Origin of the sequence: Acinetobacter beijerinckii CIP 110307 (assembly GCF_000369005.1) — a bacterium.
GTDB lineage: Bacteria > Pseudomonadota > Gammaproteobacteria > Pseudomonadales > Moraxellaceae > Acinetobacter > Acinetobacter beijerinckii.
The window spans coordinates 557,507-583,524 of the sequence record NZ_KB849764.1 but is presented as its reverse complement, the minus strand read 5'-3'; the positions used below and the strand labels follow the sequence as shown (position 1 = coordinate 583,524).

At 37.3% G+C, this 26,018-nt stretch carries 33 protein-coding genes; 4 read left to right on the top strand and 29 right to left on the bottom strand.

Features of this window, described 5'->3' with window-relative positions; all coding sequences use genetic code 11:
- Positions 1 to 154 precede the first annotated feature (154 nt).
- Positions 155 to 1,669 (top strand): flavin-containing monooxygenase, encoded by a 1,515-nt coding sequence (locus tag F933_RS04385; protein WP_005058846.1) that lies wholly within the window; start codon positions 155 to 157, stop codon positions 1,667 to 1,669.
- Positions 1,670 to 1,716: 47 nt separating this feature from the next.
- Positions 1,717 to 2,634 (top strand): LysO family transporter, encoded by a 918-nt coding sequence (locus tag F933_RS04380; RefSeq protein ID WP_005058844.1) that lies wholly within the window; start codon positions 1,717 to 1,719, stop codon positions 2,632 to 2,634.
- A gap of 16 nt (positions 2,635 to 2,650) precedes the next feature.
- Here F933_RS04380 and pyrF read toward each other — a convergent pair whose 3' ends face one another.
- On the bottom strand, positions 2,651 to 3,331 hold the full coding sequence (gene pyrF / locus F933_RS04375; protein WP_005058841.1) for an orotidine-5'-phosphate decarboxylase: 681 nt from the start codon (positions 3,329 to 3,331) through the stop codon (positions 2,651 to 2,653).
- A 110-nt stretch (positions 3,332 to 3,441) separates the two neighbouring features.
- On the bottom strand, positions 3,442 to 3,990 hold the full coding sequence (locus F933_RS04370; RefSeq protein ID WP_005058839.1) for a helix-turn-helix domain-containing protein: 549 nt from the start codon (positions 3,988 to 3,990) through the stop codon (positions 3,442 to 3,444).
- Positions 3,991 to 4,079: 89 nt separating this feature from the next.
- On the opposite strand from F933_RS04370, the gene F933_RS04365 reads away from it, so the two are divergent.
- Complete coding sequence (locus F933_RS04365) at positions 4,080 to 4,736, top strand: AzlC family ABC transporter permease (RefSeq protein WP_005058837.1); 657 nt, start codon at positions 4,080 to 4,082, stop codon at positions 4,734 to 4,736.
- Positions 4,733 to 5,059 carry an AzlD domain-containing protein gene (locus F933_RS04360; protein WP_005058835.1) on the top strand — a complete coding sequence of 109 codons (327 nt, stop codon included), beginning with the start codon at positions 4,733 to 4,735 and terminating at the stop codon, positions 5,057 to 5,059. The genes F933_RS04365 and F933_RS04360 overlap by 4 nt, the downstream gene beginning before the upstream one ends.
- 87 nt (positions 5,060 to 5,146) lie before the next feature.
- Here F933_RS04360 and F933_RS04355 read toward each other — a convergent pair whose 3' ends face one another.
- The 27 genes from F933_RS04355 to rsmG all read right to left on the bottom strand — a co-directional run bounded on the left by F933_RS04355 (position 5,147) and on the right by rsmG (position 26,005).
- The gene (locus F933_RS04355) at positions 5,147 to 5,512 is read right to left on the bottom strand and encodes a lipopolysaccharide assembly protein LapA domain-containing protein (protein WP_005053836.1); all 366 of its coding nucleotides are present in this window, start codon (positions 5,510 to 5,512) and stop codon (positions 5,147 to 5,149) included.
- A 21-nt stretch (positions 5,513 to 5,533) separates the two neighbouring features.
- Entirely contained in the window at positions 5,534 to 5,836 is a 303-nt protein-coding gene (locus tag F933_RS04350; protein WP_005058834.1) for an integration host factor subunit beta, read from the bottom strand.
- A gap of 158 nt (positions 5,837 to 5,994) precedes the next feature.
- Positions 5,995 to 7,677, bottom strand: coding sequence for a 30S ribosomal protein S1 (rpsA, locus tag F933_RS04345; RefSeq protein WP_005053831.1), 1,683 nt, complete (start codon positions 7,675 to 7,677; stop codon positions 5,995 to 5,997).
- 114 nt (positions 7,678 to 7,791) lie between these two features.
- Positions 7,792 to 8,472, bottom strand: coding sequence for a (d)CMP kinase (gene cmk / locus F933_RS04340; protein WP_005058833.1), 681 nt, complete (start codon positions 8,470 to 8,472; stop codon positions 7,792 to 7,794).
- Positions 8,473 to 8,481: 9 nt separating this feature from the next.
- Positions 8,482 to 8,922, bottom strand: a complete 441-nt coding sequence (locus tag F933_RS04335; RefSeq protein ID WP_005058832.1) for an SRPBCC family protein — start codon at positions 8,920 to 8,922, stop codon at positions 8,482 to 8,484.
- A gap of 66 nt (positions 8,923 to 8,988) precedes the next feature.
- Positions 8,989 to 9,498, bottom strand: coding sequence for a tRNA adenosine(34) deaminase TadA (gene tadA, locus F933_RS04330; RefSeq protein ID WP_034710388.1), 510 nt, complete (start codon positions 9,496 to 9,498; stop codon positions 8,989 to 8,991).
- Positions 9,499 to 9,504: 6 nt separating this feature from the next.
- Positions 9,505 to 10,629 carry an enoyl-CoA hydratase/isomerase family protein gene (locus F933_RS04325; RefSeq protein ID WP_171065936.1) on the bottom strand — a complete coding sequence of 375 codons (1,125 nt, stop codon included), beginning with the start codon at positions 10,627 to 10,629 and terminating at the stop codon, positions 9,505 to 9,507.
- Positions 10,626 to 11,339, bottom strand: coding sequence for a uracil-DNA glycosylase (gene ung, locus F933_RS04320; protein ID WP_005058825.1), 714 nt, complete (start codon positions 11,337 to 11,339; stop codon positions 10,626 to 10,628). The genes F933_RS04325 and ung overlap by 4 nt, the downstream gene beginning before the upstream one ends.
- A 42-nt stretch (positions 11,340 to 11,381) precedes the next feature.
- Positions 11,382 to 11,978, bottom strand: a complete 597-nt coding sequence (locus tag F933_RS04315) for a 6-pyruvoyl trahydropterin synthase family protein (protein ID WP_005058824.1) — start codon at positions 11,976 to 11,978, stop codon at positions 11,382 to 11,384.
- A gap of 104 nt (positions 11,979 to 12,082) precedes the next feature.
- The gene (gene gspK / locus F933_RS04310; protein ID WP_005058823.1) at positions 12,083 to 13,045 is read right to left on the bottom strand and encodes a type II secretion system minor pseudopilin GspK; all 963 of its coding nucleotides are present in this window, start codon (positions 13,043 to 13,045) and stop codon (positions 12,083 to 12,085) included.
- Positions 13,042 to 13,671, bottom strand: coding sequence for a type II secretion system minor pseudopilin GspJ (gene gspJ, locus F933_RS04305; protein WP_005058821.1), 630 nt, complete (start codon positions 13,669 to 13,671; stop codon positions 13,042 to 13,044). Before gspJ ends, gspK begins: the two co-directional genes overlap by 4 nt.
- The gene (gspI, locus tag F933_RS16980) at positions 13,668 to 14,132 is read right to left on the bottom strand and encodes a type II secretion system minor pseudopilin GspI (RefSeq protein WP_005058819.1); all 465 of its coding nucleotides are present in this window, start codon (positions 14,130 to 14,132) and stop codon (positions 13,668 to 13,670) included. The genes gspJ and gspI overlap by 4 nt, the downstream gene beginning before the upstream one ends.
- Positions 14,133 to 14,271: 139 nt before the next feature.
- A complete protein-coding gene (locus F933_RS04295; RefSeq protein WP_034710476.1) occupies positions 14,272 to 14,820 on the bottom strand; it encodes a type II secretion system protein in 549 nt (182 codons plus the stop codon).
- Positions 14,821 to 14,827: 7 nt separating this feature from the next.
- Positions 14,828 to 15,439, bottom strand: a complete 612-nt coding sequence (locus tag F933_RS04290; protein ID WP_167539069.1) for a TetR/AcrR family transcriptional regulator — start codon at positions 15,437 to 15,439, stop codon at positions 14,828 to 14,830.
- A 40-nt stretch (positions 15,440 to 15,479) separates the two neighbouring features.
- A complete protein-coding gene (locus F933_RS04285; protein ID WP_005058814.1) occupies positions 15,480 to 16,253 on the bottom strand; it encodes a TatD family hydrolase in 774 nt (257 codons plus the stop codon).
- A gap of 25 nt (positions 16,254 to 16,278) precedes the next feature.
- Positions 16,279 to 16,623 (bottom strand): PilZ domain-containing protein, encoded by a 345-nt coding sequence (locus F933_RS04280; protein WP_005053804.1) that lies wholly within the window; start codon positions 16,621 to 16,623, stop codon positions 16,279 to 16,281.
- Positions 16,624 to 16,942: 319 nt separating this feature from the next.
- The gene (locus F933_RS04275) at positions 16,943 to 17,455 is read right to left on the bottom strand and encodes a hypothetical protein (protein ID WP_005058812.1); all 513 of its coding nucleotides are present in this window, start codon (positions 17,453 to 17,455) and stop codon (positions 16,943 to 16,945) included.
- 100 nt (positions 17,456 to 17,555) lie between these two features.
- The gene (locus F933_RS04270) at positions 17,556 to 17,864 is read right to left on the bottom strand and encodes a hypothetical protein (protein WP_005058810.1); all 309 of its coding nucleotides are present in this window, start codon (positions 17,862 to 17,864) and stop codon (positions 17,556 to 17,558) included.
- 210 nt (positions 17,865 to 18,074) lie between these two features.
- Complete coding sequence (locus F933_RS04265; protein WP_005058807.1) at positions 18,075 to 19,061, bottom strand: hypothetical protein; 987 nt, start codon at positions 19,059 to 19,061, stop codon at positions 18,075 to 18,077.
- A complete protein-coding gene (gene kdsB, locus F933_RS04260; RefSeq protein WP_005058805.1) occupies positions 19,061 to 19,822 on the bottom strand; it encodes a 3-deoxy-manno-octulosonate cytidylyltransferase in 762 nt (253 codons plus the stop codon). Before kdsB ends, F933_RS04265 begins: the two co-directional genes overlap by 1 nt.
- 9 nt (positions 19,823 to 19,831) lie before the next feature.
- On the bottom strand, positions 19,832 to 20,839 hold the full coding sequence (gene lpxK / locus F933_RS04255) for a tetraacyldisaccharide 4'-kinase (protein WP_005058803.1): 1,008 nt from the start codon (positions 20,837 to 20,839) through the stop codon (positions 19,832 to 19,834).
- Positions 20,840 to 20,841: 2 nt separating this feature from the next.
- Complete coding sequence (gene msbA / locus F933_RS04250) at positions 20,842 to 22,569, bottom strand: lipid A export permease/ATP-binding protein MsbA (RefSeq protein ID WP_005058801.1); 1,728 nt, start codon at positions 22,567 to 22,569, stop codon at positions 20,842 to 20,844.
- Positions 22,566 to 22,994 carry an ExbD/TolR family protein gene (locus F933_RS04245; RefSeq protein WP_005053784.1) on the bottom strand — a complete coding sequence of 143 codons (429 nt, stop codon included), beginning with the start codon at positions 22,992 to 22,994 and terminating at the stop codon, positions 22,566 to 22,568. The genes msbA and F933_RS04245 overlap by 4 nt, the downstream gene beginning before the upstream one ends.
- A gap of 14 nt (positions 22,995 to 23,008) precedes the next feature.
- The gene (locus tag F933_RS04240) at positions 23,009 to 23,638 is read right to left on the bottom strand and encodes a MotA/TolQ/ExbB proton channel family protein (protein ID WP_005058798.1); all 630 of its coding nucleotides are present in this window, start codon (positions 23,636 to 23,638) and stop codon (positions 23,009 to 23,011) included.
- A 47-nt stretch (positions 23,639 to 23,685) separates the two neighbouring features.
- Complete coding sequence (locus F933_RS04235) at positions 23,686 to 24,573, bottom strand: ParB/RepB/Spo0J family partition protein (RefSeq protein WP_005058796.1); 888 nt, start codon at positions 24,571 to 24,573, stop codon at positions 23,686 to 23,688.
- The gene (locus F933_RS04230) at positions 24,570 to 25,352 is read right to left on the bottom strand and encodes a ParA family protein (RefSeq protein WP_005053779.1); all 783 of its coding nucleotides are present in this window, start codon (positions 25,350 to 25,352) and stop codon (positions 24,570 to 24,572) included. The genes F933_RS04235 and F933_RS04230 overlap by 4 nt, the downstream gene beginning before the upstream one ends.
- A gap of 20 nt (positions 25,353 to 25,372) precedes the next feature.
- Positions 25,373 to 26,005, bottom strand: a complete 633-nt coding sequence (rsmG, locus tag F933_RS04225; protein ID WP_005058794.1) for a 16S rRNA (guanine(527)-N(7))-methyltransferase RsmG — start codon at positions 26,003 to 26,005, stop codon at positions 25,373 to 25,375.
- Positions 26,006 to 26,018 lie beyond the last annotated feature (13 nt).

The window sequence follows — 26,018 nt, the reverse complement described above, 5'->3', positions numbered from 1 at the left end:
ATTCCAATTATAATTCTCAAAACTTTAATGTTTTACTATAAAAGCCTCTGCAATTGAATTGCCGAAATGATCAAGTTTTGCGTCTATACAATCATATTTAATCTTCACAAAACCGTTAAACTTGCACAAAATTTAGATGTGTAGGACGTCGACTATGCGTGAAGTAAGCAAAAATGCTATTCAAACAACAAAAGTTGCAATTATTGGTGCAGGTTTTGGTGGTTTAGCAATGGCTATTCGCCTATTACAAAGTCAAATTAATGATTTTGTAATTTTAGAAAAAACCAACGATGTTGGTGGAACTTGGCGTGAAAACCAATATCCTGGTGCTGCTTGCGACGTTCAATCACATATGTATTCATTGTCATTCGCTCCTAAGACAGATTGGTCGAAGCGTTATGCAGAAGCAGATGAAATCTTTGATTATATTCAAGATATTACTGAACAATATAAATTAAAAGACTATTGTAAATTCAATCACGAAGTGACAAACGCTCAATTTGATGAAAATCGTAATGTTTGGACTTTAGATTTCAAAGACCAATCCACACTTGAGGCTCAATTTGTTATCTTTGCTTCAGGCCCTCTACACGTTCCGCAAATTCCGCACTTGAAAGGGATTGAAAAATTCAAAGGTAAAGTTTTTCATTCTTCGCAATGGGATCATAATTACAGCCTAGATGGAAAATCAGTTGCTTCTATCGGTACTGGCGGAAGTGCAATTCAATATATTCCAGAAATTGCTCCAGAAGTTAAGCAACTCTATGTATTCCAACGTACAGCTGCTTGGGTTATTCCACGCGACGAACGTAAGTACTCTCAATTGAGTAAGTCTTTGTTTAAGTCCTCAAATATTTATCGTCAAATTCATCGTACTCGTTTGTACTGGACGAATGAATCACGCGTTGTACCCATTGTACAACCACAGATTATGAAATATGGACAGAAACTTGCTGAAGCATTTATTCGTTTCCAAGTAAAAGATAAAGAAATTGCAAAAAAACTTACACCTGATTTTGTGATGGGCTGTAAGCGTATTTTGATTTCGAATAAGTACTTCCCAACTTTCAATCGTAAAAATGTTGAACTTATTACCGATGGCGTTCAAGAAATAACAGAAAATGGCATCATTACTAAAGATGGTAAAGAACGTCAAATTGATTGTTTAATTTACGGTACAGGCTTCATTACCGATCCACGCATCTATTTAAAACACTTTAATTGTGTAGGTCGTAATGGAATTGAATTGAAACAAGCTTGGAAAGATGGTGCAGAAAGCTATTATGGTGTAAGCACTAAAAACTTCCCTAACTTATTTCAATTGTTAGGTCCAAATACAATTTTAGGTCACAACTCAGTGATCTTTATGATTGAATCTCAAGTGAATTATATTTTGCAATTGATTCAAACCGTGGATAAAACTGGTACTCAAGCTGTTGAAATCAAGCATGAGGTTCAAGATCAGTTCAATGAGCGTGTTCAGGAACAACTTAAAGGCACAGTGTGGCAAGCCGGTGGTTGCAGTAGTTGGTATCAAGCAGCCGATGGTAAAAACTTCTCTTTATGGCCTACCTATACTTGGAAATATTGGTTAGAAACACGCAAAGTAAATGTTGCTGATTATAATTTTATGAGTTCCACAGTAAATACAAAAAACAATGCAGCGTAATCAATAATTCTTCATAATAAGCAGGTTATTCGTAACCTGCTTTTTTTATGCAATCATTTATTCTTATTTTTCAAATTTTCATCGCTATTAGTTTAGGTTACTTCTTAGCTCCACACCTATCAAAAGGCATCAAACAATTTATATTTAAAATTTTACCTTTTTTTTCATATATTTTATTAGTGAGTGTGGCATTTGAACTGACTCAAGCTCTAAATCATATAAAAAATCCAATCGCAATTTTACCCCCTGCATTATTAATTGCTTTTACTACCTCTATTGGTTCTTTTTTTATCTGCTTAATTACATATAAACTGATTGATCATCAAAGTGTACAGGGCAAAATTTCCTTGCATCTCTTTTTAAATGCGTTAAAAAATATTGGCAAAGCATTTTTAGCTTTAGCGGTCGGAATTGTTTTAGGTATCCTTGTTAATTCCTCAGAACTTCAAATGACCTTTAATAGCTGGTACTTGTTAGTGTTTTTTATCTTTTTAATTGGAGTTGAATTAGCTTTCACCCAATTTGATCGTAGCTGGTTAAGCTGGAAAGTTTTGATGGTGCCAGTAGCTGCATTTGTTGGGTCTTGTTTAGCATCAATCCTGAACTATTTGATCTTGTCGAATCAGTATAATTTAAATGAAATATTAGCGCTGGCTCAGGGATATGGATGGTATTCAATGTCAGGGATTTTATTCACCGAATTACATTCAGCTCAACTCGGCGGTATAGCACTACTAACAGATTTATTTAGAGAAATTTTTGCAATTTTATTAATGTATTGCCTCGGTTGGCGCTTTCCGCGTTCTGCTATTTCAAGTGCAGGCGCAACTTCAATGGATGTTACACTGGCGATGGTAAAACAGTCATGTGGCACACATTATGTACCACATGCCATGATGAGCGGAATAATATTGTCTTTACTCGCGCCATTACTCATCAGTTTATTTTTGAATCTGAAATTTTAGGCTGATATAAAATTTATTAGATTGAAGCTAAAATCGATTTCAACATTTCTGTTGGGTTTTCAGCCTTAGTAATTGGACGACCAATCACTAAATGAGTAGAACCATCAAGCATTGCTTGTTTTGGTGTCACGATACGTTTTTGATCATCTGCATTTGAACCTTCAGGACGAATACCTGGAGTAATCAATCCAAAATCTTGTCCTAATAAATCACGTAAGATTTTCGCTTCTTGTGCAGAACACACCACACCATCCAAACCACTTTCTTGAGTGAGTTTTGCCAAACGCTTTACATGCTCAACAGGTTCAATATCTAAACCAAGATCACGTAAGTCTTCACGTCCCATTGAAGTCAGTACGGTTACTGCAATCAACTGAGTTTGATAATTTCCAGCTTTAAGACGCTCTATACAAGTTTCCATCATTTTACGACCACCTGACGCATGAACGTTGACCATCCAAACACCAAGATCCGCTGCTGCACAAACTGCTTGAGCAGTCGTATTGGGAATATCATGAAATTTTAAATCTAGGAAAACCTCAAAACCCTTATCTTGTAAATTCCTAACAATAGATGGACCTTCATGAGTAAAAAGCTCTTTACCCACTTTGACACGGCAAAGTGACGGATCTAGTTGATCAACAATTGTTAGGGCGTCAAATTGGCTTTTTGCGTCTAGGGCAACAATAATACTCACGAATCTAGTTCCATCACATAAAAATCGATTAATTATAAAGTGATTCAGTAGATGAACAAAGTAAGAAAGACATCATATTGAAAAAAAGCTTTTCCAGTTGAGAAACACTGTTATCTTTGTTCTGAGATCAAAATCGCTCGCGTATCTAATTCCAATGCTTCAAAGATATGCGCTTGATCTGCGGGATAACAAATATAATCACCCTCATTCATTAAAATTGGTTCCGAAATCAAACCTACCTTTGCCTTACCTTTCATAATAATAATATGTTCAAGGCTGCCAATTGGATGCGGTTGACTATTACGAGGCTCACCAGGTTGAGTCACTAAGATATATACATCACGTCTAGCGCCTGTTGGACAATTCGCTAATAGAATCGCTTGATAATGTGCTATCTCGGATGATACCGAAGGCCCTTCACCAAAACGAATCACTTGAGTTTGTGTAATATTTGATTCCATCAATTTCGCAAAAGGAATATCTAAAGCCACGCATAAGGCCCATAAAGTTTCAAGACTTGGATTACCTTGCCCCGCTTCTAATTGTGAAAGTGTGGATTTCGCAATACCTGCTCTGCGTGCAACTTCAGCCAAGGATAGCCTTGCTTTCTGTCTCTCTCTTTGTAAGCTCTTAGCAACAATTTCTATTGGTAACGCCATATCACACCATAAAAAACGAACGTTCGCTTTGACGAACAGTATAAATTTAATCTATTATATCGTACGTTCGTTTTATATATAAAATAAAGATGCAAGATAAAGAGCAATATCATCTCATTAAAGCAATTGTACTCATCTCTTTAGCAACTGGAATTGTAGGAATTTCACTGGGCTCAGTTGCAGCAAGCTTTGATATGCCATTGTGGATTCCAATCCTGCTTTCTTTATCTGTATTGGCTGGAGCCGCTGAATTTACGTTTATTGGCATGATAGCAACAGGTGCAAATCCTATTTTTGCAGCATTAACAGGCATATTGATCAACTTACGCCATCTTCCATTTGGTTTATCAGTCGCTAGCTTTATCGAAAAAAATGCTTATCGATTTATCGCATGCCACATTATGAATGATGAAAGCGTTATGTTCGGCTTAAGCCAACAAAACGATCAAGCAAGGAAATCTGCTTATTGGATGTGTGGACTTGGTATTTGCATTCTATGGCCTCTTGGTGTATTGACTGGTTATATTCTAAGTAAAAATATTCCAGATATTCATGTTCTTGGAGTTGATGCAGCTTTTCCAGCAATTCTATTCGCTTTGATATTACCTATGCTTGAAAATAAAACCACACGGAAACGTGTGTTTATCGGCACGACACTATCTATAGCATCTATTCCATTATTACCAACAGGCTTACCCGTTCTTATTTCAATGTTTGGTCTCTTATTTAAAGGTAAATCAAAATGAAATATAGTGAGAGTTACATCTTTGTTGGAATTGTCATACTTGCTTTTGGCACTTATCTAATTCGTTATTCAGGGTTCTATTTAGCCAATCGTATGACATTCAAAGAGCATCACAAACAACTACTGGCTGATTCTGCTTGTGTCCTTTTGTTCACATTAGCCATGTTCAACACACTTTTTTCTGAAACTCATTTTAGTGGTATAAGTAAAATTATCGGCGTTTCAGTTGCTATTATTTTTGCTTGGAAAAAATACTCACTTATCGTCGTTATTCTTGTAGCGATGCTCATTACTGCTAGCTTGCGATACCTAGGCATTCCTTAAGACAAAAAAAATAGCCCTTTAAATAAAAGGACTATTCTATCGTGCTATTGATCTTAAAGAACTCAATAACACTCTAAATATTATAGATTACAGTGGAGTCCGTGTATGACTCTCAGGTTGAATATCCAACACTGTTTTTTCGTGTCTTACACTGGCAGCAGCTTCTGCGGCAGCTTGTTGTGCAAGTTGAATTTGCTCTTTTCGAAGGTGATCAATATCTTTACGAAGTCGTTTAATTTCCCAACTATTTTGGAAAACACGGAAAACCTGTACGCCAAGCAACAAACCTACCAAAATACCAAGAACCAAGGTCAATAAAAGCAAAAGACCTAAACGCATAGCAGGAACTTGAGTAAATAATAAATCTACTGGAAGTTCTGTTGGATTTTGAAGAACCAAAGCAAGTGAATAACCAAAAATGGCAACGAGCAATGCAATTAGTATATAACGCATGAATACCTCGACTATTTTAATTTACTGAGCAGTTTCGTTTACCGCATCACGAAGTGCTTTACCAGGTTTAAAATGTGGTACCGCTTTCGCTGCGACATCAACAGATTTTCCTGTTTTAGGATTACGACCTAAACGAGGCTCACGGTGATGCAAAGCGAAACTGCCAAAACCACGAATTTCAATACGATCACCACTTGAAAGTGCTTCGATCATTTGATCAATCATAATCTTAACTGCATCCTCAACTAAAGGCTCAGCTAAGTGTGGGTTTTTAAGTGCAATCCGTTCAATTAAATCAGATTTATTAAGTGCTTCAGTAGTCATTGATGACCTCATTTAATTATTGCTACTTTTCAATGTTTTTAATAATAACCTGTTTAAATACAAAACGGTAGCGCAGTACATCAATACTACGCTACCGTTTACAGTATTTTTGTATAAAAAAGCACGTATCTGTTACAAGAAACGTACCTTTTAACAAATTACTTCATTTGAGCTTTAATTAAGTCACCAATAGTCTTAGGACCATTGCTGTCTGCTGGTTGAGTTGCAGCAGCTTGACGAACAGTGTTCACAGCTTCTTTCTCTTCAGCTTCGTCTTTCGCTTTGATAGACAAGTTGATAGAGCGAGATTTACGATCAACATTGATGATCTTCGCTTCAACTTCTTGACCAACTTCTAAGAACTTAGTTGCATCTTCAACGCGATCACGGTTGATTTCAGAAGCTTTAAGAGTAGCTTCGATGTCATCAGCTAATTTAACTGTAGCACCTTTAGCATCAACAGCAGTTACAGTACCTTTAACTAAAGCACCACGCTCATTCGCAGCCAAGAAGTCATTGAATGGATCGCTGTTTAATTGCTTGATACCAAGGCTGATACGGTTACCTTCAGCATCTACAGATAAGATAACTGCTTCAACTGTATCGCCTTTCTTGTAACGACGAATAGCTTCTTCGCCTTGTTCGTTCCAAGAAATATCAGACAAGTGTACTAGACCATCGATTCCACCAGACAAACCGATGAAGATACCGAAATCAGTGATTGATTTGATCGTACCAGAAACTTTTTCGCCTTTTTCATTTGCTTTAGCAAACTCTTCCCATGGGTTAGCACGAGTTTGTTTGATACCCAATGAAATACGACGACGTTCTTCATCAACTTCAAGAACCATAACATCAACTTCATCACCAATCTGTACAACTTTAGATGGGTGGATGTTTTTGTTCGTGTGGTCCATTTCTGAAACGTGTACTAAGCCTTCAACGCCTTCAGCGATTTCAGCAAAGCAACCGTAATCAGTTAAGTTAGTTACACGTGCTTTAACGATTGAACCTTTAGGGTAACGGTTCATGATCGCTAACCATGGATCTTCGCCTAATTGCTTAAGACCTAAAGATACGCGGTTACGCTCGCGGTCAAACTTAAGTACTTTAACTGTAACTTCTTGACCAACTTCAACAACTTCTGAAGGATGCTTGATACGCTTCCAAGCCATATCTGTGATATGTAGAAGACCATCAATACCGCCAAGATCAACGAACGCGCCGTAATCAGTAAGGTTTTTGATAGTACCTGTAACTGTTTGACCTTCTTCAAGTTGAGCAAGTAACGCTTCACGGTCAGCTGAAGATTCAGCTTCCATAACTGCACGACGAGATACAACAACGTTGTTACGTTTAGCATCAAGTTTGATTACTTTGAACTCTAACTCTTTACCTTCAAGGTGAGTTGTATCACGGATAGGACGAGTGTCAACTAAAGAACCTGGTAAGAATGCACGTACAGGACCGATGTCAACAGTGAAACCGCCTTTAACCTTACCAGAGATAACACCAGTAACGATTTCGCCGTCTTCAAAGATTTTCTCAAGTTTAGTCCAAGTTTCAGCACGCTTCGCTTTTTCACGTGATAAAACTGTTTGACCCATACCGTTGTCAAGCGCTTCAACAACTACGTCAACAGTATCGCCAACTTGAACTTCAAGTTCACGTTGTTCATTTAAAAATTCAGCACGGTCAACTACGCCTTCAGATTTAAGGCCAGTGTCAACAGTAACCCAGTCAGAATCGATACTAACAACAGTACCTTGGATGACTGCACCCTTTTCAACGTTGAGGTTTAATTCACTTTCTTCAAAGAGGGCTGCAAAAGATTCGGTCATGATATACCTGATAAAGTCCGCGGTCTTGGATCAGACAAGGCCGGTTTAGTTAAGTTGTTACATTGTCCAAAAAATCTGATCAAGCAATGCTTCAACTGATAAAAAATTGTGTATCTATTTTATACGGCTATTGATATAGTCAACCATTAACTGAAACACTTCATTGATGCCTATTGTAGAACTATCAATGATATATGCGTCTTCAGCAGGCTTGAGTGGAGCAACTTTACGCTCCATATCTCTCCTATCTCTAGCTTCTATGTTAGATAAAATGTCGCTTATTTTAGCATCAAGACCCATACCCTGCAACTGTTTTACACGACGCTCAGCACGAGACTCAGCAGAAGCAGTAAGATAAATTTTGGCTTGGGCTTCCGGAAAAATTGATGTCGCCATGTCACGGCCATCCGCAACCAATCCAGGTGGTTGAATAAATGCGCGCTGACGCTCAAACAATGCTTTTCTTAATTCATGGACAGTTGCAACTTTAGACGCATACTCACCCACTTGTTCTGTTCGAATGGTATTAGTGACATCTACGCCTTCAAGAAATATCAATGTCGCACTTTCAGTAGTCTTAAACTCAATATCCAAATGGGTCGCGTACTCTACACACTGATCTAAATTTGCATCAATTTGATCAAGTAAGCCATGCTGAAATAATGACAGTCCAAGTAAACGATATAACGCCCCAGAATCTAATAAATTAAAATGATAATGTGCTGCAATTTTTGCAGCCAAGGTTCCTTTTCCAGAGCCGCTCGGACCATCTATCGTAATAATATGAACTGTCATTCCCATCTCTTATGAAGAAACTGATTTTGCTAATTTTGAGAAACCTAGTGTAATCGCTGCTTTGAGTTGTGCAAGAACTAATTTACTCACAAAGGGCGCCTTTGCTGTAAATTCAATCTTATAAGTCACCAAAGTAATAAAAGGCGTGATTTCTTTAAAATCAATCTGACCCAAATGATGTTTAACTAAAGGATTATTAATTAGCTTATATTCAATACGCTTATTTTCGTCCAAAAATGTGATTTCTTCTTGAAGTGGTTTGATTGGACCAAAACCCATACGACGCACAGAACCAATTCCATCAGGACGCTGCGGGTCAGCAGAATCCTTTACACGTACAACTTGCAAAGGAGCAAATGCCTGATTATAAGTTGCATGTTTTGATAACAACTCAAAAACCTCAGCGATTGGTGCGCGGAATTCTTTTTTTACGGTGATTGCATTACGCATAACTTTGCCTTTTTATTTGACCCAAAATCATTGGAGGCCAAGTTTGCCATAATTATTTCGAGCTTTTTAGTCATTTAAGGACGTTTTTGACGAACGGATTTGCTTCTTTTCATTTCTTCTTTTTTTGAAAAAATCACTTAATTGCGCGGAACATTGTTCCTGCATACAGCCTTGTTCAAAATGAAATTTATGATTGTAATATCCATTATCTAGCAATTGACGCGCACTAACAAGTGAACCAGCCTTGGGTTCGGTTGTCGCAAAAACCACTTTTTGTATACGTGCATGAATTAACGCCCCCACACACATTGTACAAGGTTCTAAAGTTACATAAAGCACTGCATCATCAGGCAGGCGGTAGTTATTTAACGACTGGCAAGCAGATCGCAGTGCTTGAATTTCTGCGTGTGCAGTTGGATCAGAAAGTTGAATTGGAGCATTGTATCCTGCTCCAATCACCTCACCATTACTGACAATAACCGCTCCGACAGGAATCTCGCCTTTGGATGCAGCTATTGCAGCCTGCTCGTAAGCAAGCTGCATCCAATACTCATCATTTATGATCGTTAAACTCATAGCTAATTAGACGATAACACCGTACTGTCTTAATAATGCATTCCAACTATCAATCGTTGTCACTGGAGCACAGTCTGACAAAATATCTTTTAATGTGATTTTTTCAGCAGCTTTCCATTCTGGAGATAAGTCTTTATCAACTAAACGCGCGCGTACACCCTCAACAAAGTCAGGGTGACGAATCTTCCAGTCAGAAATTTGTGATTCTAAAGCAAAAACCTCATCCCAAGCATGTCCCTGCTTACCCCATTGCCATAGCAGCCATGTAATTGCAGCAGTACTTGGCGAACCTTTTTGTAAGTTCTCACTTGCTTGGCGCAACCAGTCACTACTCGCTTCGCTCAAACCAATAATCGCTTGATAATCATATTCAAAGTTCTGACCACGACAAACACTATGGATGACATCGATTGAGTTTTGCAGTGGACCAGATGCAACAGGACGATGCAAACTATTTAATGTGTCATCAATTGCGCGAAAAGCACCTGCTGGGTAATGATTCCAGTCAACACTTAGTACTTTTTGCAAAACATTATCTCTTTGTGCTTCACAAATATGTGTTGCCCAACCGATGCTAAATGCACCTGCTGAGGTCATAATTGAACCCGTTAAACCCGTAAACAAACCAATCTGTCCACGATCTGCAAGGAAGCGACTTCCACCAACATCAGGATACAGACCAATATTAATTTCAGGCATCGCCAAGCGAGAATATGGTGTAACTAAACGGAATGGTGCAGCCATAAATAGCCCAAGCCCGCCGCCCATAACATAGCCTTCACCCCAAACCACAATCGGTTTAGCATAATTATGAAGTAACAAATCTAGAGCATATTCTTGCTCAAAAAATTTATTTGCAGTTTCAACTTCATTATTAATAACCAATTGACGAAGTTTACGAACATCTCCACCAGCACAAAAAGCTTTCGGTGTTGTTGAGTCAAACCAAATCGCTTTAACAGCATCATCTTCATGAAAATTTTCAAATACTTTCAATAATGCACTAACGATTGATTCATCAAGTGCATGCAATGATTTTGGTCGATTTAAGCGAACAATACGCCAACCATTTTTTGCATGCTCAACAATCAAATCTGGATGATAGCTATTTAAGTCAGGAGAAGTCATTATGCGTCCAATTGCCAGTCTATAGGCTCAATGCCATGTTGTTTCAAATAATGATTAGTTTTAGAAAATACTTTACAACCAAAAAAACCACCTCGGTTTGCCGCTAAAGGAGATGGATGAGCAGCAGTCAAAACAAGATGTTTATTTCGGTCAATTCTTTGTCCTTTACGTTGCGCATAAGCACCCCATAAAATAAATACGATGTGCTCTCGTTGATCATTCAGTACATCGATAACCGCATCAGTGAAGTCTTCCCACCCCTGTTTTTGATGAGAAGTTGGCTGACCCGCTTCCACAGTCAACACACTATTTAATAATAATACACCTTGCCCAGCCCATTTACTCAAATCACCATGCCGAGAGATGGGTACAGCTAAATCGTTATGTAGCTCATGAAAAATATTACGCAAAGATGGTGGTAATGCAACCCCTCTTTGAACTGAAAAACTTAACCCATTTGCTTGATTAGGGCCATGATAAGGGTCTTGCCCTAAAATCACGACTTTTACGTTTTGCAGTGGTGTTGTATTTAAAGCATTGAAAATTTGCTTACTTGGCGGATAAACTATTTTTTGAGCCAGAATTTCTTGCTGTAAAAATTCTCGCAAATTATCCATTTTCGAACTAAGCAAAAAGTCTGATAATGAAATTTTCCAAGACTCATCTAGCTGAACTTTGTTTAATTTTTCCTGCTGCTGTTCAGTAAATTGCATTAACATTCCTTGCATTATTGTGTAGATCTAATTAAGTTTTACTTAAATATCTACCTGAAGCTCTACATTTGGGTTTTGAAATTTGATGCCATTTTTCAGATTTTCATACATTTTTGAATCACTCCATTCAAGTTGCACTTGTTCTGAAAATTCAATTTGATCTAGAGTCAATAATCCCATTTGCTCATTCGCAATATCTTCTTGAAAACTCTGAGCGTAGCCAGTGTCAGTTTCATGAACAATTACAGAATACACTTCAACATCCCCCTCACCATTCTGAGTGGTGGTCGAATTCAGTACTTGTTGAGCTAAATAGAAAAAAATACGAGAAAATTGTTCTGCCGAAGGAGATACAGGGAGAGAAATCCAACGTGCACTAAAAGTTTTACAGGCATCTATATAAGCTGCATCATCTTTTTGCCAAAAGCAAATCGCATGATCAAAGCTATCGAATAATTCCTTGATTACACCTTTTAAAAGACCAAAATCATAAACCATTTGTCCATGATCTAACTTTGACGCTTTTAATAATAATTCAACTTTATAGCTATGCCCATGAATCGAACGCTTACAACGATCCGATGTACAATTACGTACAATATGAGCGTTTTCAAACTTAAATAATTTACGAATTAACATGCACCAAGCGAATCTTTATCTGCAAACAAATTTTATTATAAAGCAAAAAAACGAGCATTGGGATTGATTTTAAACCTTATCACAATTCAATAACCCAATATGCTCTACTCTTTAAATGGTGCAAGACTTCTCGAATAAACAGTAACTTGTTTATCTTTTCTCATCATTAAGCTAGTAAACTGACGTTTTCGATCGCTTAAGACAACCTCAATTTGTGCAACAAAAAAATTGGATTTACTGTCTAAAAAGGTTGCTGCATCGTTTTTACTCTGCTCTTCAATGCTAGAAAAAGCATTTAATTTCCATAAATCATCAACATTATTAAAATAAGTTAAATTTGTTTGCTTAGTTTTAAGCTCTTGTTCTACAGCCCTAACATCAACTTTAGGGTCTATACTGGCTAATAATAATGCTGGAGCAGTATTCATATTTATTTTCGTTTGTTCGGGTAATGCTGTGACATAAGGCCTGATCAGATCAAAGTTTTTCCCCTCAAAGCCCCTTACCAACTTTAACTCCTCAACACCATGAAACTTTGTATTTGGTGTTAAATAAGCAGGATCTAAGCCTTGATAGTAATTACTTTCAGCACCCATTGCGCCCATTGTTTCATCATTTGAATCTTGCCAGTCAATCACAGCTTGGCTTAGCTCAGCCGGCAAACCGACACGTTGCAATAGTTTTTCGAACCAACGTCGTGCTGATTCATCAACCTGATTACCATCAACTTTAATAAGATTATTTAAGTTAAATTTTCCACTTTCATCTATTAATCGTCCAGATACTGAACCATCTTCAACTGGGAAAGGAGGCATAGGTTTTGCCCAATTTTCTTGTAAATGATCTACGCTATTACCATTATCACTGTCTTGATTAAGTAATTCAGAAAAAAAGGCTTCTGCGCTTTTCGCATAAAGCAAAGATTGATTCTGGCGCATTAAATAACCAGTGTTTTCAGCTGTATTGGTTTGACGCTTTGCAATGGTTGCTGCCAAGATCGTCGCTAAAGCAACCATAACCAAGATTGTTAATAATGCAACGCCAGCCTGCGATGATTTTATTTTCATGGCTGACCCTGTCCATCTAGCAATTGATTTGAATTCAGTAAGCTATAAATCCATTCATAATCTGTACCAGCAACAGTGAGTTGAATTTTGATACCTAAAGGTAATTTCTTTAATTCATTCACATTATTGGGGTCATTTAAGTTTTCAGGCCATTGGCTTAATTCCTGAGGATTTAGCACCATAATCCGAAAATCATCAACATTCTGTAACAACGTGCTTGATATGGGTTGAACGCGATTTGGAATATTAAGATTTGAGTATTTTAATCGATATACTTTCTTTTGTTCGGCATCAAAACGATATTCAATTCGCTCATAGGGTGATAAACCTTGTTTGAGTGGATCTGATACGCCAGCTTTACTAAAAGCAAAAGATCGATCATTTAAGACAAGTGCTGCTTGTAATTGTCGACCATCATTGGCTGTTAGAGGAATAATTTGCAGACTATCTCTTAAAATTTGCTGATATGCGTCTTGAAGTTCAAATAAGTGATTTTCGTGCTCAGCATTTCTATCTTTAACTTTCAATAAATAATCAAAAACTTTCCAACCGAGCATAGAAAGTATAGCAAATATAGCAATTGCAACCAGCAACTCAACCAGAGTAAATCCTTTCTTATATTTCATTGCGTTTTAGCTTGGGTTGGATAATTAAAGAAAGTAAGGTGCGTAATTCCAGCTTCAACCTTACCCTGCTCGCGATTAAATAAACTAATTTGTAATTCTATCCGTTGTATCTTTGGACTAATGGTGGATTGGGCTTTTTTATCAATTTGCCATGTTTCGCCTTGAGCGGTAACTTGCTTAGATTGAGTTCCATCCAACCACTCTTGATTTATTTCCATCATTGCAACTTCGTTCATTGCCACAAATTGTGCTTTGGTACGTAAGATTGCATTGGATGTTGCTTGGGTATATTGCATTGCGATTTTAGTTAATGCAATCGCAGCTACAGCGAAAATCGCTAACGCCACCATAACTTCAAGCAACGTAAATCCTGAAGCAGGTTTACGCCGAGTACCGCTCTGCCCTGCTGCAAGTCGAGAAGCTGTGCTTCGAGTTGCAGGATTAGTGAGACAACGTTTCATCTGAGCGCAAGATGAAGAGCTATGTTCGAAGTGAGCTGGCCTACCTGCTGTTGTAAGACGTGAAACTATACTTGGAGTAACAGCATACGGAGCATTGAACTTTGCCTGAGCACAAGACGAAGAGCTACAGGGTGAGTATCTAGTTTTCATTTATTTTACCCAAGTGATCTAGCTCCAATTCATGACCAATTGGCTGCTGCTCATAATAAAACTGGATTCTTGCGGGTTTTACTTCACCATTACCAAACCAAATCAATTGAGGTGACCTCCCACCTAAAAGATCATCATTTCTAGCTCTAGCATAATTTTTAGCATCCAAACTTTGAATGCTAAAAGAAACATGATTAGGTAGTTGACGTGTTTTAAACTCAGTATAAGGCTGCCATGTTTTATTATCTTGTTGAAGCTGCTCTAAGCTCTGATCGTGGTATTCAAATAAGTTATAACTAAATGGTGCAACGTCAGTAGCATTTTGAGTATTTAATGCAAAAACTTTTGCTTGATCTGTCGCTTCTTTATTAATTTTTTGTAGATCAAGGATAAACATCTCCCTAGCCTGCATCGCTTTACGCTGATCAACACCACCTATATTCAACACTACGAGTGATGCCATGACAGTCATAATAACAATCACTACCATGATCTCAATGAGAGTAAAACCTTGTTGCAATCTACGTAGTGAATTCATTGGATGATCAACTTGAAGCAACATAATCGAGCTGTTTTGGCATTGCCAAGGCTTGCTCAATATAAGCGACACGCAAAGTATCTCGAGAACCGAGATATCTTTGATAAAAACTTGAATTTAATATAACAGCAGCACCATAAGTTAGCGACCAAATAGAAGCTAAATAATCACGTGTTGTCATAGAGCTTTTAATATCAAGCAAATAACTTTCTGTCATACGGATAATGATTCGCAGACGTTGTCGACGAATTTTATATAATTCACTAAACAACATTTGAATGCCTTGACCAGTCGTCGAAAGCCGCTCTTCAAGTTGATGAAATAAAGCTGTCCGCTCAGGATGATGCAAATGATGTAACATGAAAAAAGCTAAATGTTCAGGAAAAGCTTTTTCTGTATCCTGAATCATCTCAAGCAACATGCGCTCATTGCGAATAATCAGCAACATATACAACTCATCTTTGCTTTGAAAATGCTTGTATAACGTGCCTTTAGCAAGATCCAATTCAGCAGCAAGCGCATCGAGCGTCATGCCTGCTTCGCCATTTTCTAATAGGAGTTGTTCAGCGATTTGAAAAATTAATACTTCTCGCGCTCTAAACTGAGCTTGACGATCCATTTTCACGTGATAACTCTCTTTCCTAGTACAACTAAACCGTTTATTTCAAATTTAAGAGATTTTCAAAATTTTGTGTTGTAATTCGACCTATCTCTTCAACCGATTTATCATATACGTCACTTAATGCTTTTGCCACATATGGAACATATTTCGGTTCATTGGTTTTACCACGAAAAGGGGCAGGTGCTAAATAGGGACTATCCGTTTCGATCAATAAGCGATCAAGTGGAACTTGTTTTGCCACATCTCGCAAGTCTTGAGCATTTTTAAAAGAGACAATACCTGAGAATGAAATATAATACCCACAATCCAATACAGCTTTTGCAGTTTCCCAATCCTCAGTGAAACAATGCAAAATGCCATACGCTGATTGTTCAGCCTTAATAATATCAACCGTATCGTGTTTTGCAGCTCTGGTATGAACAACCACTGGTTTTTTTACAATTTTAGAAGCTTCGATATGCCTAGCAAAACAACGTTTTTGCTCTTCAATAAAATCCGTGCTGTGATAATAATCTAGACCAGTTTCACCTATCGCCCAAACTTTATCTGATTGCGCAAGACTCACTAAGTATTCAGTGGTTGCCTGCGCCATGACATCCGCATCCTCACAGGGATGCACACCTACAGAATAGCCAACATCTGCATGACGTGAGGCGATTTCAGCCAATTTTTTATGATCATCAAGATCAACTGAAATCCCCATAAACTTTGAAACACCAGCAAGTCGAGCTTGCGCGAGTGCTTGGTCTAAACTCCCATCATAAGGCGTTAAGTCCAACATCGTTAAATGGCAATGCGTATCAACAAACACTCTTTCTTCCTATGATCAATAGCAACTACATCGTATAGCTTGGACGATCCAAACTTTTTGAACCTGCCAATAATTTTTCAGCTTCGTTTTTATAATATACGCCCTTTTCACCAGCAAGCTGAATAGCGAAACCTTGTGGTTTAAAGTGCGTTTGCTTATGAGAAATCCAAATAACTTTACCTGTTAAAGGTATTTTTTGTGTTTGTTCTGGTAACGTTGCCAATATAAAAACCTCTTGTCCCATTTTTACAGTTTGTTTCGTTGGAACAAAGAGCCCACCGCCTTGTACAAAAGGCATATAACTCGACTGTAAAGTCGCTTTATCTGGAATATTGACCTGTATAATCCCGCCCATCATTTGTGGTTGCATAACATTCCCCTGTACGCTTTAAAACATAAACTACTTTTTATAATACCAATCAGTAAAAGCATATCTATCAATATGATGATTTACAGCTACTACAATATAAATGTGATTAGACCGTTTTTAGAAATTCGCTTTTCTATGATTGGATTATAAGAAAGATTAGAACAAACAACAAATAAAGTTTTTCAAATGCTTTATTCTTAACCAAATGATATTTATGTTATTTTTATATTTAATAAATCATTTTAAATTTTTAAAAATGAATTATGTCATTATTTACAAAAAAGACAGAGTCGCCTCTGCCTTTTCCATAAAAAAATATTTATTTTTTAGCAACTTTCACAATTTCTGCTTTGTCGAATGAGAACCAACATTCACCTTGATCTGACCATTTTGACTCAGTCGTTCCAAAAACACCCGTAACCACAACTCGATCCCCTACTTTTAAATGACTAATTTTATCGGTGTTTACTTTTAAATCATCTCTAGTTAACCCTTGACCTTTACATTTAGAGTTTGAAGGATCTTTAAAAATAATAGCGATTTGATTTTTGGAAACCACATCACCTGTCTTTGTAATTCGTGTGATGATCCCAGGCACCTCTAATCTCTGTGCATTCCACTTTTGCTTCGCAGTGATCTCATTTTGCTGCCAATCCTGCCAAACCTCATTCAAACTTGTTTTTTTTACAGGTGCTAAACCTCTGAAATCACCACTCAGAAGATCACCTGTTTTATTTAAAATACCATCAGTGGCTGACATAGCAGAATCAAGCGTTTGGCAGCCAGCAAGTAGTAAAAATGACGAACATAAAATTAATGTTTTGTTGAGCATAGTATTTCCCCACATGATAGATGTGAAAAAATAACATAATTAATTAAATATGTGAATTTTTGACACTCGATTTGCGCAAAAATTACACCTTTATCATGAATTAAATTTCTTTACACTGAAACTCGAAATTTAGCTTTGTTACTGGTCTATCTACATTGCGAGCAAGTACAGCGATATTTCTTACCCCAGCCTCAACCAAAAATTTTCCATTGAAACTCGGACTTTGAAAGCCCTGTTGATTAGCATTGTAGGTATAAGTATATGTACATTCATATTTTTGCTGACTAATATTGGATACATTAACCATAAAAGAAGAACCATCAATATCAGAGTTAAACTTTGGTTCTGCCATTACGAGTGTTGATGCAAGAATTGTACTGATGCCTATTATTAGATGTTTAATATTCATTATTTTCATCCTATATTTTAATATTATTGTGATGTAATTCACAATTTACATCATTTTATTTTTTATTTTATTCTTCAAAACAAATTGAATACAATTATTAATCAAGCAGTAAAATTAAAAAATAATATAGATAAATATCAATTACTTAAATATTTACCACTATTAAGACATAGTAAACACACAAGCATTTAAATAAAGAAATTCTTAAAATTAAGATACATTCATCATCTTCATAAAAATCTCATCCATTACCAATTGGCTTTGAACATTTTGATCTGTCATTAGCTTGGCTTGTTGGAGGAATGAATATATTTCAAATAACTGCTCTAAATGATAATAAGTATTTAAATTGTGAAATTCTAAATCAAAATTTTTCAAGGTTTGATTTAATTTAAAAGCCACAAGATCGCCTAGCAGATATTCAAACATTGTTAAAAAATCTTGAAAACTAAGTTCTTTAGCCCATTTATTAGCAAGAGAAATAGGATTATTCTTCTCAGCAACCAATTTTTCCCAGTCTTTTAAAAATACTGAACGTTTTTCTATCCACGTATTTTTCTCAAGTTCGAGAGCAGTTAAAGGCATATCATTTGCTAAATTGAGCAATAAAGATAACTTTTCACTAGTTAAAGTCGGTAATTCATGTTTAATAAAACTCTCCGCTTCTGTTTTAGTCAATCGATCAAGTGCGAAATGTTGCAATCGACTGCGAATGGTCGCGGGCAATTTTAGATAATGATCGGCAACTAAAATAAGGACGACCCGCTCACCTGGTTCTTCAAGGGTTTTCAGTAGTGCATTGGCAGATGCAATATTGAGCGCTTCAGCGGGTTCGATAACAACAACTCGCCACCCTTCACCGGTTTGTTGAACAAAAGGCAATAAATCACGAATTTTTTCTATTTTTATCTTTGCATTTGCCTTTTTATTTTCTTCATCCGTACTAATGTGGACGTAATTCGGATGAGTATTAGATTTTAACCACAAACAACTACTACATTCACCACAAGCCGAATTTACCTTTTTATCTGAGCATAAAATCCAAGCCACAAAACGCTGGGTAAATTCATTCTTAGCACAACCATTCTTGCCAAAAAATAATAAACCATGAGCGATCTCAGGAAATTTAGCGGTAAGCAGCGACCAAGTTTGCTGATGCCAAGGATAAATCATGGTACTTTGTTGCTCAACTGTCATTACTCAAATGCACTCACAGACATCAAATTCAAACGATCTAAGTCTTCTTGTGTATCTACACCTGGAGGTAAATTCGCTTCAGCTATCGCAATTGCAATTCTATGCCCATTTTCTAAAACCCGAAGCTGTTCAAGACTTTCCAGTTTTTCTAAATCCCCTTGCTCCCAAGTCACATATTCCTGTAATAATTTAACTTTATAGGCATATAAACCTAAATGACGATAGGCATGGTTGTGAAGTTTAATTTCTGTCAGCTTTGCGCCATCTCGATCATACGGAATAGTTGCTCGACTAAAATATAACGCTTCGTTGCGTTTGCTCATCACAACTTTAACAATACTATCTCGCTCAAACTCATCAAGCGTAAAAATTGGCTCACATAAAGTGGACATCGAACACTGTGGATTATCAACTAAAAGCTGTGTCACTTGCTGAATGAGTTGCGCAGGCAATAATGGCTCATCACCTTGAACGTTTACGATGATATCGTCTGCGGACCACCCTTTAATACGAGCAACTTCACTTAGACGATCAGTTCCTGACGGATGTTCAGCACTGGTTAGAACAACATCAACACCTTCTGCAATACACACATCAGCAATCCGTTGATCATCCGTCGCAACACATAAATCATCAAAGCCTGCTACTTTTTTGGCTTGATCGACAACGCGCAAGATCATTGGGCGCCCATGAATCAATAACAGTGGCTTCGCTGGTAAACGTGAGCTCGCGAATCGAGCAGGAATTACAATGTGTTTCATGTCATATCTCTAAGGAAGTTGAATCCCAACTTGTTGTAATTGTTGCTTGAGTAAATCATAACAATCAGCAGATAAAACCGCTTCAACGGGCACGACCCAAATAGCAGTTTTGAATTCAGGATTTTGCTGCAACAAGGTTTTGAACTTTACAGCATCTTTTTCAGTTGTAATGATTGGAGAATCATTTGCAAAAATAAGATCATTAATTTCGTAATTATGATGATCTTTGAATTCAGCCGAATGGTATTTATGTACACCTAAACCTTGAAGCGTCTGATAAAATCGTTGAGGAAAACCAATTCCAACAACAACATTAAAGTACTGATCTGCATCAAACACATTTGATTGTTCAGAAGCATTCAGCAAATAAGGCTTTCCTGTCATCAAATGCATATTTCGATATGAATGAGCTGTCTTCGTATGTTCGATTACAGTACTTTCGACTAAACGAGATTTTGGTTCTCTTAAATATCCTTCAGGCAATAGTTTCTCATTACCCAAACCTCGATTTTGATCCACTACAATCCATTCAATTTGACGAGCTAAAGCCCAATGTTGTAATCCATCATCACTAATAATTAAATCCAGTTGTTCTGAATTTAATAAAAGTTCAATCGATTCTTGACGATTTGGCCCTACAGACATTGGGACATGCGTAGACTGGACAATCAAAGCGGGTTCATCACCAATTTCGTTTGGATTTGATGATGCATTCACCAAAGCAGGAAAAGGACCTTGTCCCCCATACCCACGACTAATCACTCCAACACGGACATTGTGCTGCTGTAAATATTTAACCAATTGGATAAGTAATGGCGTTTTGCCACTACCTCCAACTGTTATATTACCGACAACCATAATCGGAATAGGTGCTTGATATACTTGTTTTATACCACTTTTATAGAGTGATTTATTCGTATAAAAAGCAAGTTGATATAACCATGATAGTGGGCGCAACATAATCAACCATGATGATTGTTTATTCCAAGCATCCTGAATACGATGCGCCAAAGACATGCTTAATCTTCCTCGAAATTACGTTGATGTAATTGGTAATACATTCCATGTTTTGCAAGTAATTCTTGATGAGTACCTTGCTCAATGATCTGCCCTTTATCCATCACAACAATTACATCAGCGTTTTCAACTGTAGAAAGTCGATGCGCAATAACAATCGTCGTTCGACCTTGCATTGCTTCATCAAACGCTTGTTGAATAAAGTATTCAGACTCATTATCTAAGGCACTGGTTGCTTCATCTAAAATTAAGATCGGTGAATCTTTTAATATTGCTCTAGCTATTGCGACACGTTGTCTTTGTCCACCAGACAAATTCAAGCCTTGAGAACCGAGAATCGTATCGTAACCTTGAGGTAGGTTCATAATAAAATCATGTGCATATGCAGCCTTCGCTGCTGCTATCACTTGCTCATCACTTGCATCTTGTAACTGACCATAGGCAATATTATCTCGCACAGAACGGTTAAATAATACAACTTGTTGATTCACAGTCGCAATTTGAGAACGCAAATAACTTAATTCAATATCTTGAACTGGAATACCATCAAAATAAATTTGTCCTTCGCTTAGTTCTTGAAAACGTGGCAACATATTGACTAATGATGTTTTACCCGCACCAGAACGTCCAACTAAGGCAATCGTTTGACCACTTTTAATATCTAATGAAAAATCTTTGATTGCATGGGTGCCATCTTGATAACGTAAATTCGCATGATCAAATTGAATATTACCTTTTATCACAGGCTTCAGTTGGCCTTGATTCATTTCTTCAGGCATATCAAGCAATTCAAAAACGGAATATGCCGCAGCAAGTCCTCGTTGAAGCTTTTCATTGATGTCCGTTAGATTTTTAATTGGTTTAGAAATCAAACCTGCCGCAGTAATATAAGCTACAAACTCACCCGCTGAAGTATCGCCTAATATTTGTGGACGAAGTGCTAACCAAAGAATAAGCGCCATTGCGAATGATAAAACCAATTGAATGACAGGACTGTTAATATTTTGAACAATCACCATCTTTAAACCACGACGCAGGTTTTCTTCTGAAGACTTATAAAAACGCTGTTGTTCAAAAGCTTCACCAGTAAAACTTTTTACCACACTATTACCGTTAATTGTTTCTTGAACCACATGGTTCACATCACCCATTGTATTTTGCACTTGTATGGATAACTTTCGCATTTTCTTGGAAGCAATACGAACAAGAACACCAATGACTGGCATGAAAACAATGATGCAAAGTGTTAAACGCCAGTTTGTATAAAATAAATAGCTGAGTAATCCGATGACAATTAAGCCATCTTTCACTAATGTTTGTAACGAATCTGATGATGCAGCAGTTAACTGTTCTACGTTGTACATTAGTTTTGCACTAATGTGACCAGTACTATTATCAAGATAGTATTGAGCTGGCAATCTAAGTAGCTTGGCGTAAACTTCTTGACGAATACTAAACACTAATCGGCGTGATATGACTGCCGTGAAGTATCCACCCAAGAATAAACCAATACCGCGGAAAAACATTAACAAAATAATGAGGACTGGGAACCAGTCTAAATTTTCACGACTACCACTTTGAATTGCATCAATAATGTATTTAAGTAATTTGGCCACTGAAACTTCTGTCGCAGCATTAATACCAAATCCAAGCAATACAAATAAGGCTATGCCCCAATAAGATTTTAAATATGCTAAAAGTCGGACATAAACCTTAAAATCTTGACTCACTCAGTAAAACCTCTTGTTGGAACTTTGGTGCTGATATTCACATTTACAAAACCAAGCTGACCAGCAACATCCATAACACGTATAACGTCTTGGTGAGCGGCTTTAGCGTCGGCAGCAATAATAAACATAAAGTCACGGCGATCTTGTGCAACCTGTTTAATCGCAGTACTTAGATCCGCACTTTCTTTCGTCGATAATGCTTGACCATTCACAGAATAATGCCCTGTTGAGTCTACCATGATTTCGATTTTTTGATCGAACTGTTTCGGCGGAACCCCTTGAGCATCAGGCAGTGTAAGATTGATACGACTTTGTTGACTGAAAGTCGTAGAAAGCAATAAGAACACCAAAATAAATAACATACAGTCAATCATTGGCGTTAAATTGATATGAATATCTTCAACTTGAGAGCGTTTGAATTTCATAATTACACCTATGCTCAGCTTGCACGGCGATGTTCTTGCACATGTGGTGCTTTTTTATAAAAAAGTGCTGCATGAAACAGGGTTGATTGCTGCTCTAGTTCAGCAATATATTCATGCACAACACGTTGAAAATAGCGATAAGCAATCATCGCAGGGATTGCAATCAACATCCCTACGGCTGTCGTAATCAAAGCTTTAGAAATACCAGGCATCATCATACTAGCGTTTCCAGCAGAACCCACATCAATAACTAGAAACGATTCAATAATACCTAGAACCGTACCTAACAATCCTAATAAAGGGGCAATCGCACCTAATGTACCTAAGAAATTAATATTTTTTTCTAAATAGCTGATTTCTTGAGAAGCTTTTGCCTCCATCTGCGCACCAGCAAACTGTTCACCTTGATCTTGGTGTTCATATCCAGCTTTTAAAATACGACCAAGTGGACTTTTAATAGCTTGCTCTTGCTCTAAATGCATAATTACTGATTCAGCATTAGCACTGGTCATCAGTAAATCTTTTGGTAATATCTGTGAGCGTTTTAATCGAATATAACGCTCTAAGATAATTGCAACCGTAAAAATTGATGAGAGCATAAGAGGCAGCATTAACCAACCGCCTGCTTTTACTAGTTCCCACATATTATTCCCCAATAATATTAAATAAATAACAGGGATTTCACCCAATATTAGTCAGGTAAACAAATATTTAGGATTCCATCCAATTCATCTAATGAGTGATAGTGAATGACCATTTTTCCCCTACCTTTTTGATTATGGTCAATTTTAACATTTGCACCAAAACGCTCAGATAGCTTTTGGGTCAATTGTTCAATATCTGGAGAAACCTGAGTTTTTTCCTTTTCAGGTTTTGGCTCTCCCCACTCACGTGCTAATTGTTCAGTCTGACGCACTGACAATGCTTTTTCAATCACGATTTTTGCAACATCCATTTGATCTTTTGCTTTCAAAGTCAAAATGGCACGTGCATGTCCCATATCTAATTGACCTTGTAGCATTAAATCTTTAATTGGATCTGCCAAGCTCAGCAGTCTAAGCAAATTACTTACCGTAGTACGTGCCTTACCTACTGTATCTGCAATTTCTTGATGGCTTAGACCAAACTCATCATGGAAGCGTTGTAATGCAACAGCTTGGTCAATTGGATTAAGATCTTGACGTTGAATGTTTTCAATCAAAGCCAAGGCAATCGCAACTTGATCATTTAGCTCACGAACAATTGCAGGAATTTCAGTCAAACCTGCTAACTGTGCAGCGCGCCAGCGACGCTCACCCGCGATAATTTCATATGGAAACTGTTCATCATCAACAGGACGAATCACGATTGGCTGCATCACACCATGCTTTTCAATCGATGTAGCAAGCTCTTGTAAATCTTGTTCTTGAATAAAACGACGAGGTTGATATTCACCACGTTTTAATAAATTGACATCAATCTGCTTAAGTTGACCGTGATCTAAGGCTTGTGCTTCAAGTTGCAATTTCTCTTTTTGAATTGAACCCAATAGCGCATCTAAACCACGACCTTTAGCCAATCCGCGTTTTTTGATGCTCATACAGCACTTCCTTTTTTCACTTTACTTTTCTTCAACATTTCCGCAGCTAAGTTCAAATATGCAATCGCACCTTTTGAACTCTTTTCAAAATAAATTACAGGTAAACCATGTGCTGGCGCTTCGGCTAAACGAATATTTCGCGGAATCACCGTTTCATATAGCTTTTTACCGAAGTATTGTTCCAACTCAGCAGAAACATCTCGAGTTAACGCATTACGAGCATCGTACATAGTACGTAATACCCCAACGATTTCCAAGTTAGGATTAAGGGCTTTTTGTATACGATCAATAGTCTGTGTCAGATCAGCCAAACCCTCCAAAGCATAATATTCACATTGCATTGGAATGATTACACTATTTACCGCTGCTAATGCGTTAACAGTGATTAAGCTTAAACTAGGTGCGCAGTCAACAATAATATAATCAAATGCCGAATCAACTTGCTGTAATGCATTTTTAAGAATAAATTCGCGACCTTCTTGCTCTGCAATTGCAAGTTCAACTCCAGCAAGTTCACGATTTGCGCCTAAAACCTTATAACCCACTTCTGCTTTTTGAATTGCAGTTTCGATGGGTACTTCTCCAAGAAGGACATCTGTAATTGAATAAAGCAAATCATTTTTTTGAACGCCAGACCCCATCGTGGCATTTCCTTGCGAGTCCATATCGACCAACAAAACGCGCTTTTTCAAAATTGCTAGAGATGCAGCAAGATTAACGGCTGTTGTGGTTTTTCCCACACCACCTTTTTGGTTTGCAATTGCAATAATTTGAGCCATGATTACCCTTAATTTTTTTATTAAATGCGTTGAAGTAAAAGTAAATGACGCTGTTCATCTAATCGCGGTACACGCAGTTCAATCACTTTGCAAGAATATTGCACTTTCATCTGTTCAATTTCATCAGCAGGAATCAAGCCTTTCATAGCAGCAATGATACTTTGCTCATGCATATAAGGTTGTGCGGCGTTGACAAAATCTGTTAATGAAGCAAATGCACGACTTGTGATGACATCGAACTGACCTAGATCATCAATACTATCTTCATTTTCGACACGAGTTTGAACTGCAATTACATTTGTTAATTTCAAGTCAGCAATAAACTGCTTCAAAAAACGAATTTTTTTTCCATTGGAATCTAAGAGTACACAAGATCGTTCTGGTTGACATAAAGCAATGATCATACCAGGCATTCCGCCACCTGTACCCACATCCAATAAGCGACCTTGTGGTAAATCATTTAAGATACTTAAACTATCTAATAAATGTTTAACCAACATTTCTTTCGGATCACGGATAGCGGTTAAATTGTACGCTTTATTCCAAAGCACTAGAGCATCTTGATATTTCAGTAAGAGTAATAGCGCCTCTTCACTCAGGTTTAAACCTAGAGCTTGACTACCTTGCTTTAATTCTTGAAAAAAAGGATGCATATCAGTGCAACAT

Coding starts and splice junctions, on each gene's coding strand:
- F933_RS04385 (WP_005058846.1), top strand. CDS start 155: ATGCGTGAAGTAAGCAAAAATGCTATTCAAACAACAAAAGTTGCAATT.
- F933_RS04380 (WP_005058844.1), top strand. CDS start 1,717: ATGCAATCATTTATTCTTATTTTTCAAATTTTCATCGCTATTAGTTTA.
- F933_RS04370 (WP_005058839.1), bottom strand. CDS start 3,990: ATGGCGTTACCAATAGAAATTGTTGCTAAGAGCTTACAAAGAGAGAGA.
- F933_RS04365 (WP_005058837.1), top strand. CDS start 4,080: ATGCAAGATAAAGAGCAATATCATCTCATTAAAGCAATTGTACTCATC.
- F933_RS04360 (WP_005058835.1), top strand. CDS start 4,733: ATGAAATATAGTGAGAGTTACATCTTTGTTGGAATTGTCATACTTGCT.
- F933_RS04355 (WP_005053836.1), bottom strand. CDS start 5,512: ATGCGTTATATACTAATTGCATTGCTCGTTGCCATTTTTGGTTATTCA.
- F933_RS04350 (WP_005058834.1), bottom strand. CDS start 5,836: ATGACTACTGAAGCACTTAATAAATCTGATTTAATTGAACGGATTGCA.
- rpsA (WP_005053831.1), bottom strand. CDS start 7,677: ATGACCGAATCTTTTGCAGCCCTCTTTGAAGAAAGTGAATTAAACCTC.
- cmk (WP_005058833.1), bottom strand. CDS start 8,472: ATGACAGTTCATATTATTACGATAGATGGTCCGAGCGGCTCTGGAAAA.
- F933_RS04335 (WP_005058832.1), bottom strand. CDS start 8,922: ATGCGTAATGCAATCACCGTAAAAAAAGAATTCCGCGCACCAATCGCT.
- tadA (WP_034710388.1), bottom strand. CDS start 9,498: ATGAGTTTAACGATCATAAATGATGAGTATTGGATGCAGCTTGCTTAC.
- ung (WP_005058825.1), bottom strand. CDS start 11,339: ATGCAATTTACTGAACAGCAGCAGGAAAAATTAAACAAAGTTCAGCTA.
- F933_RS04315 (WP_005058824.1), bottom strand. CDS start 11,978: ATGTTAATTCGTAAATTATTTAAGTTTGAAAACGCTCATATTGTACGT.
- gspK (WP_005058823.1), bottom strand. CDS start 13,045: ATGAAAATAAAATCATCGCAGGCTGGCGTTGCATTATTAACAATCTTG.
- gspJ (WP_005058821.1), bottom strand. CDS start 13,671: ATGAAATATAAGAAAGGATTTACTCTGGTTGAGTTGCTGGTTGCAATT.
- gspI (WP_005058819.1), bottom strand. CDS start 14,132: ATGAAACGTTGTCTCACTAATCCTGCAACTCGAAGCACAGCTTCTCGA.
- F933_RS04295 (WP_034710476.1), bottom strand. CDS start 14,820: ATGAATTCACTACGTAGATTGCAACAAGGTTTTACTCTCATTGAGATC.
- F933_RS04290 (WP_167539069.1), bottom strand. CDS start 15,439: ATGGATCGTCAAGCTCAGTTTAGAGCGCGAGAAGTATTAATTTTTCAA.
- F933_RS04280 (WP_005053804.1), bottom strand. CDS start 16,623: ATGCAACCACAAATGATGGGCGGGATTATACAGGTCAATATTCCAGAT.
- F933_RS04275 (WP_005058812.1), bottom strand. CDS start 17,455: ATGCTCAACAAAACATTAATTTTATGTTCGTCATTTTTACTACTTGCT.
- F933_RS04270 (WP_005058810.1), bottom strand. CDS start 17,864: ATGAATATTAAACATCTAATAATAGGCATCAGTACAATTCTTGCATCA.
- F933_RS04265 (WP_005058807.1), bottom strand. CDS start 19,061: ATGACAGTTGAGCAACAAAGTACCATGATTTATCCTTGGCATCAGCAA.
- kdsB (WP_005058805.1), bottom strand. CDS start 19,822: ATGAAACACATTGTAATTCCTGCTCGATTCGCGAGCTCACGTTTACCA.
- lpxK (WP_005058803.1), bottom strand. CDS start 20,839: ATGTCTTTGGCGCATCGTATTCAGGATGCTTGGAATAAACAATCATCA.
- F933_RS04245 (WP_005053784.1), bottom strand. CDS start 22,994: ATGAAATTCAAACGCTCTCAAGTTGAAGATATTCATATCAATTTAACG.
- F933_RS04240 (WP_005058798.1), bottom strand. CDS start 23,638: ATGTGGGAACTAGTAAAAGCAGGCGGTTGGTTAATGCTGCCTCTTATG.
- F933_RS04235 (WP_005058796.1), bottom strand. CDS start 24,573: ATGAGCATCAAAAAACGCGGATTGGCTAAAGGTCGTGGTTTAGATGCG.
- F933_RS04230 (WP_005053779.1), bottom strand. CDS start 25,352: ATGGCTCAAATTATTGCAATTGCAAACCAAAAAGGTGGTGTGGGAAAA.
- rsmG (WP_005058794.1), bottom strand. CDS start 26,005: ATGCATCCTTTTTTTCAAGAATTAAAGCAAGGTAGTCAAGCTCTAGGT.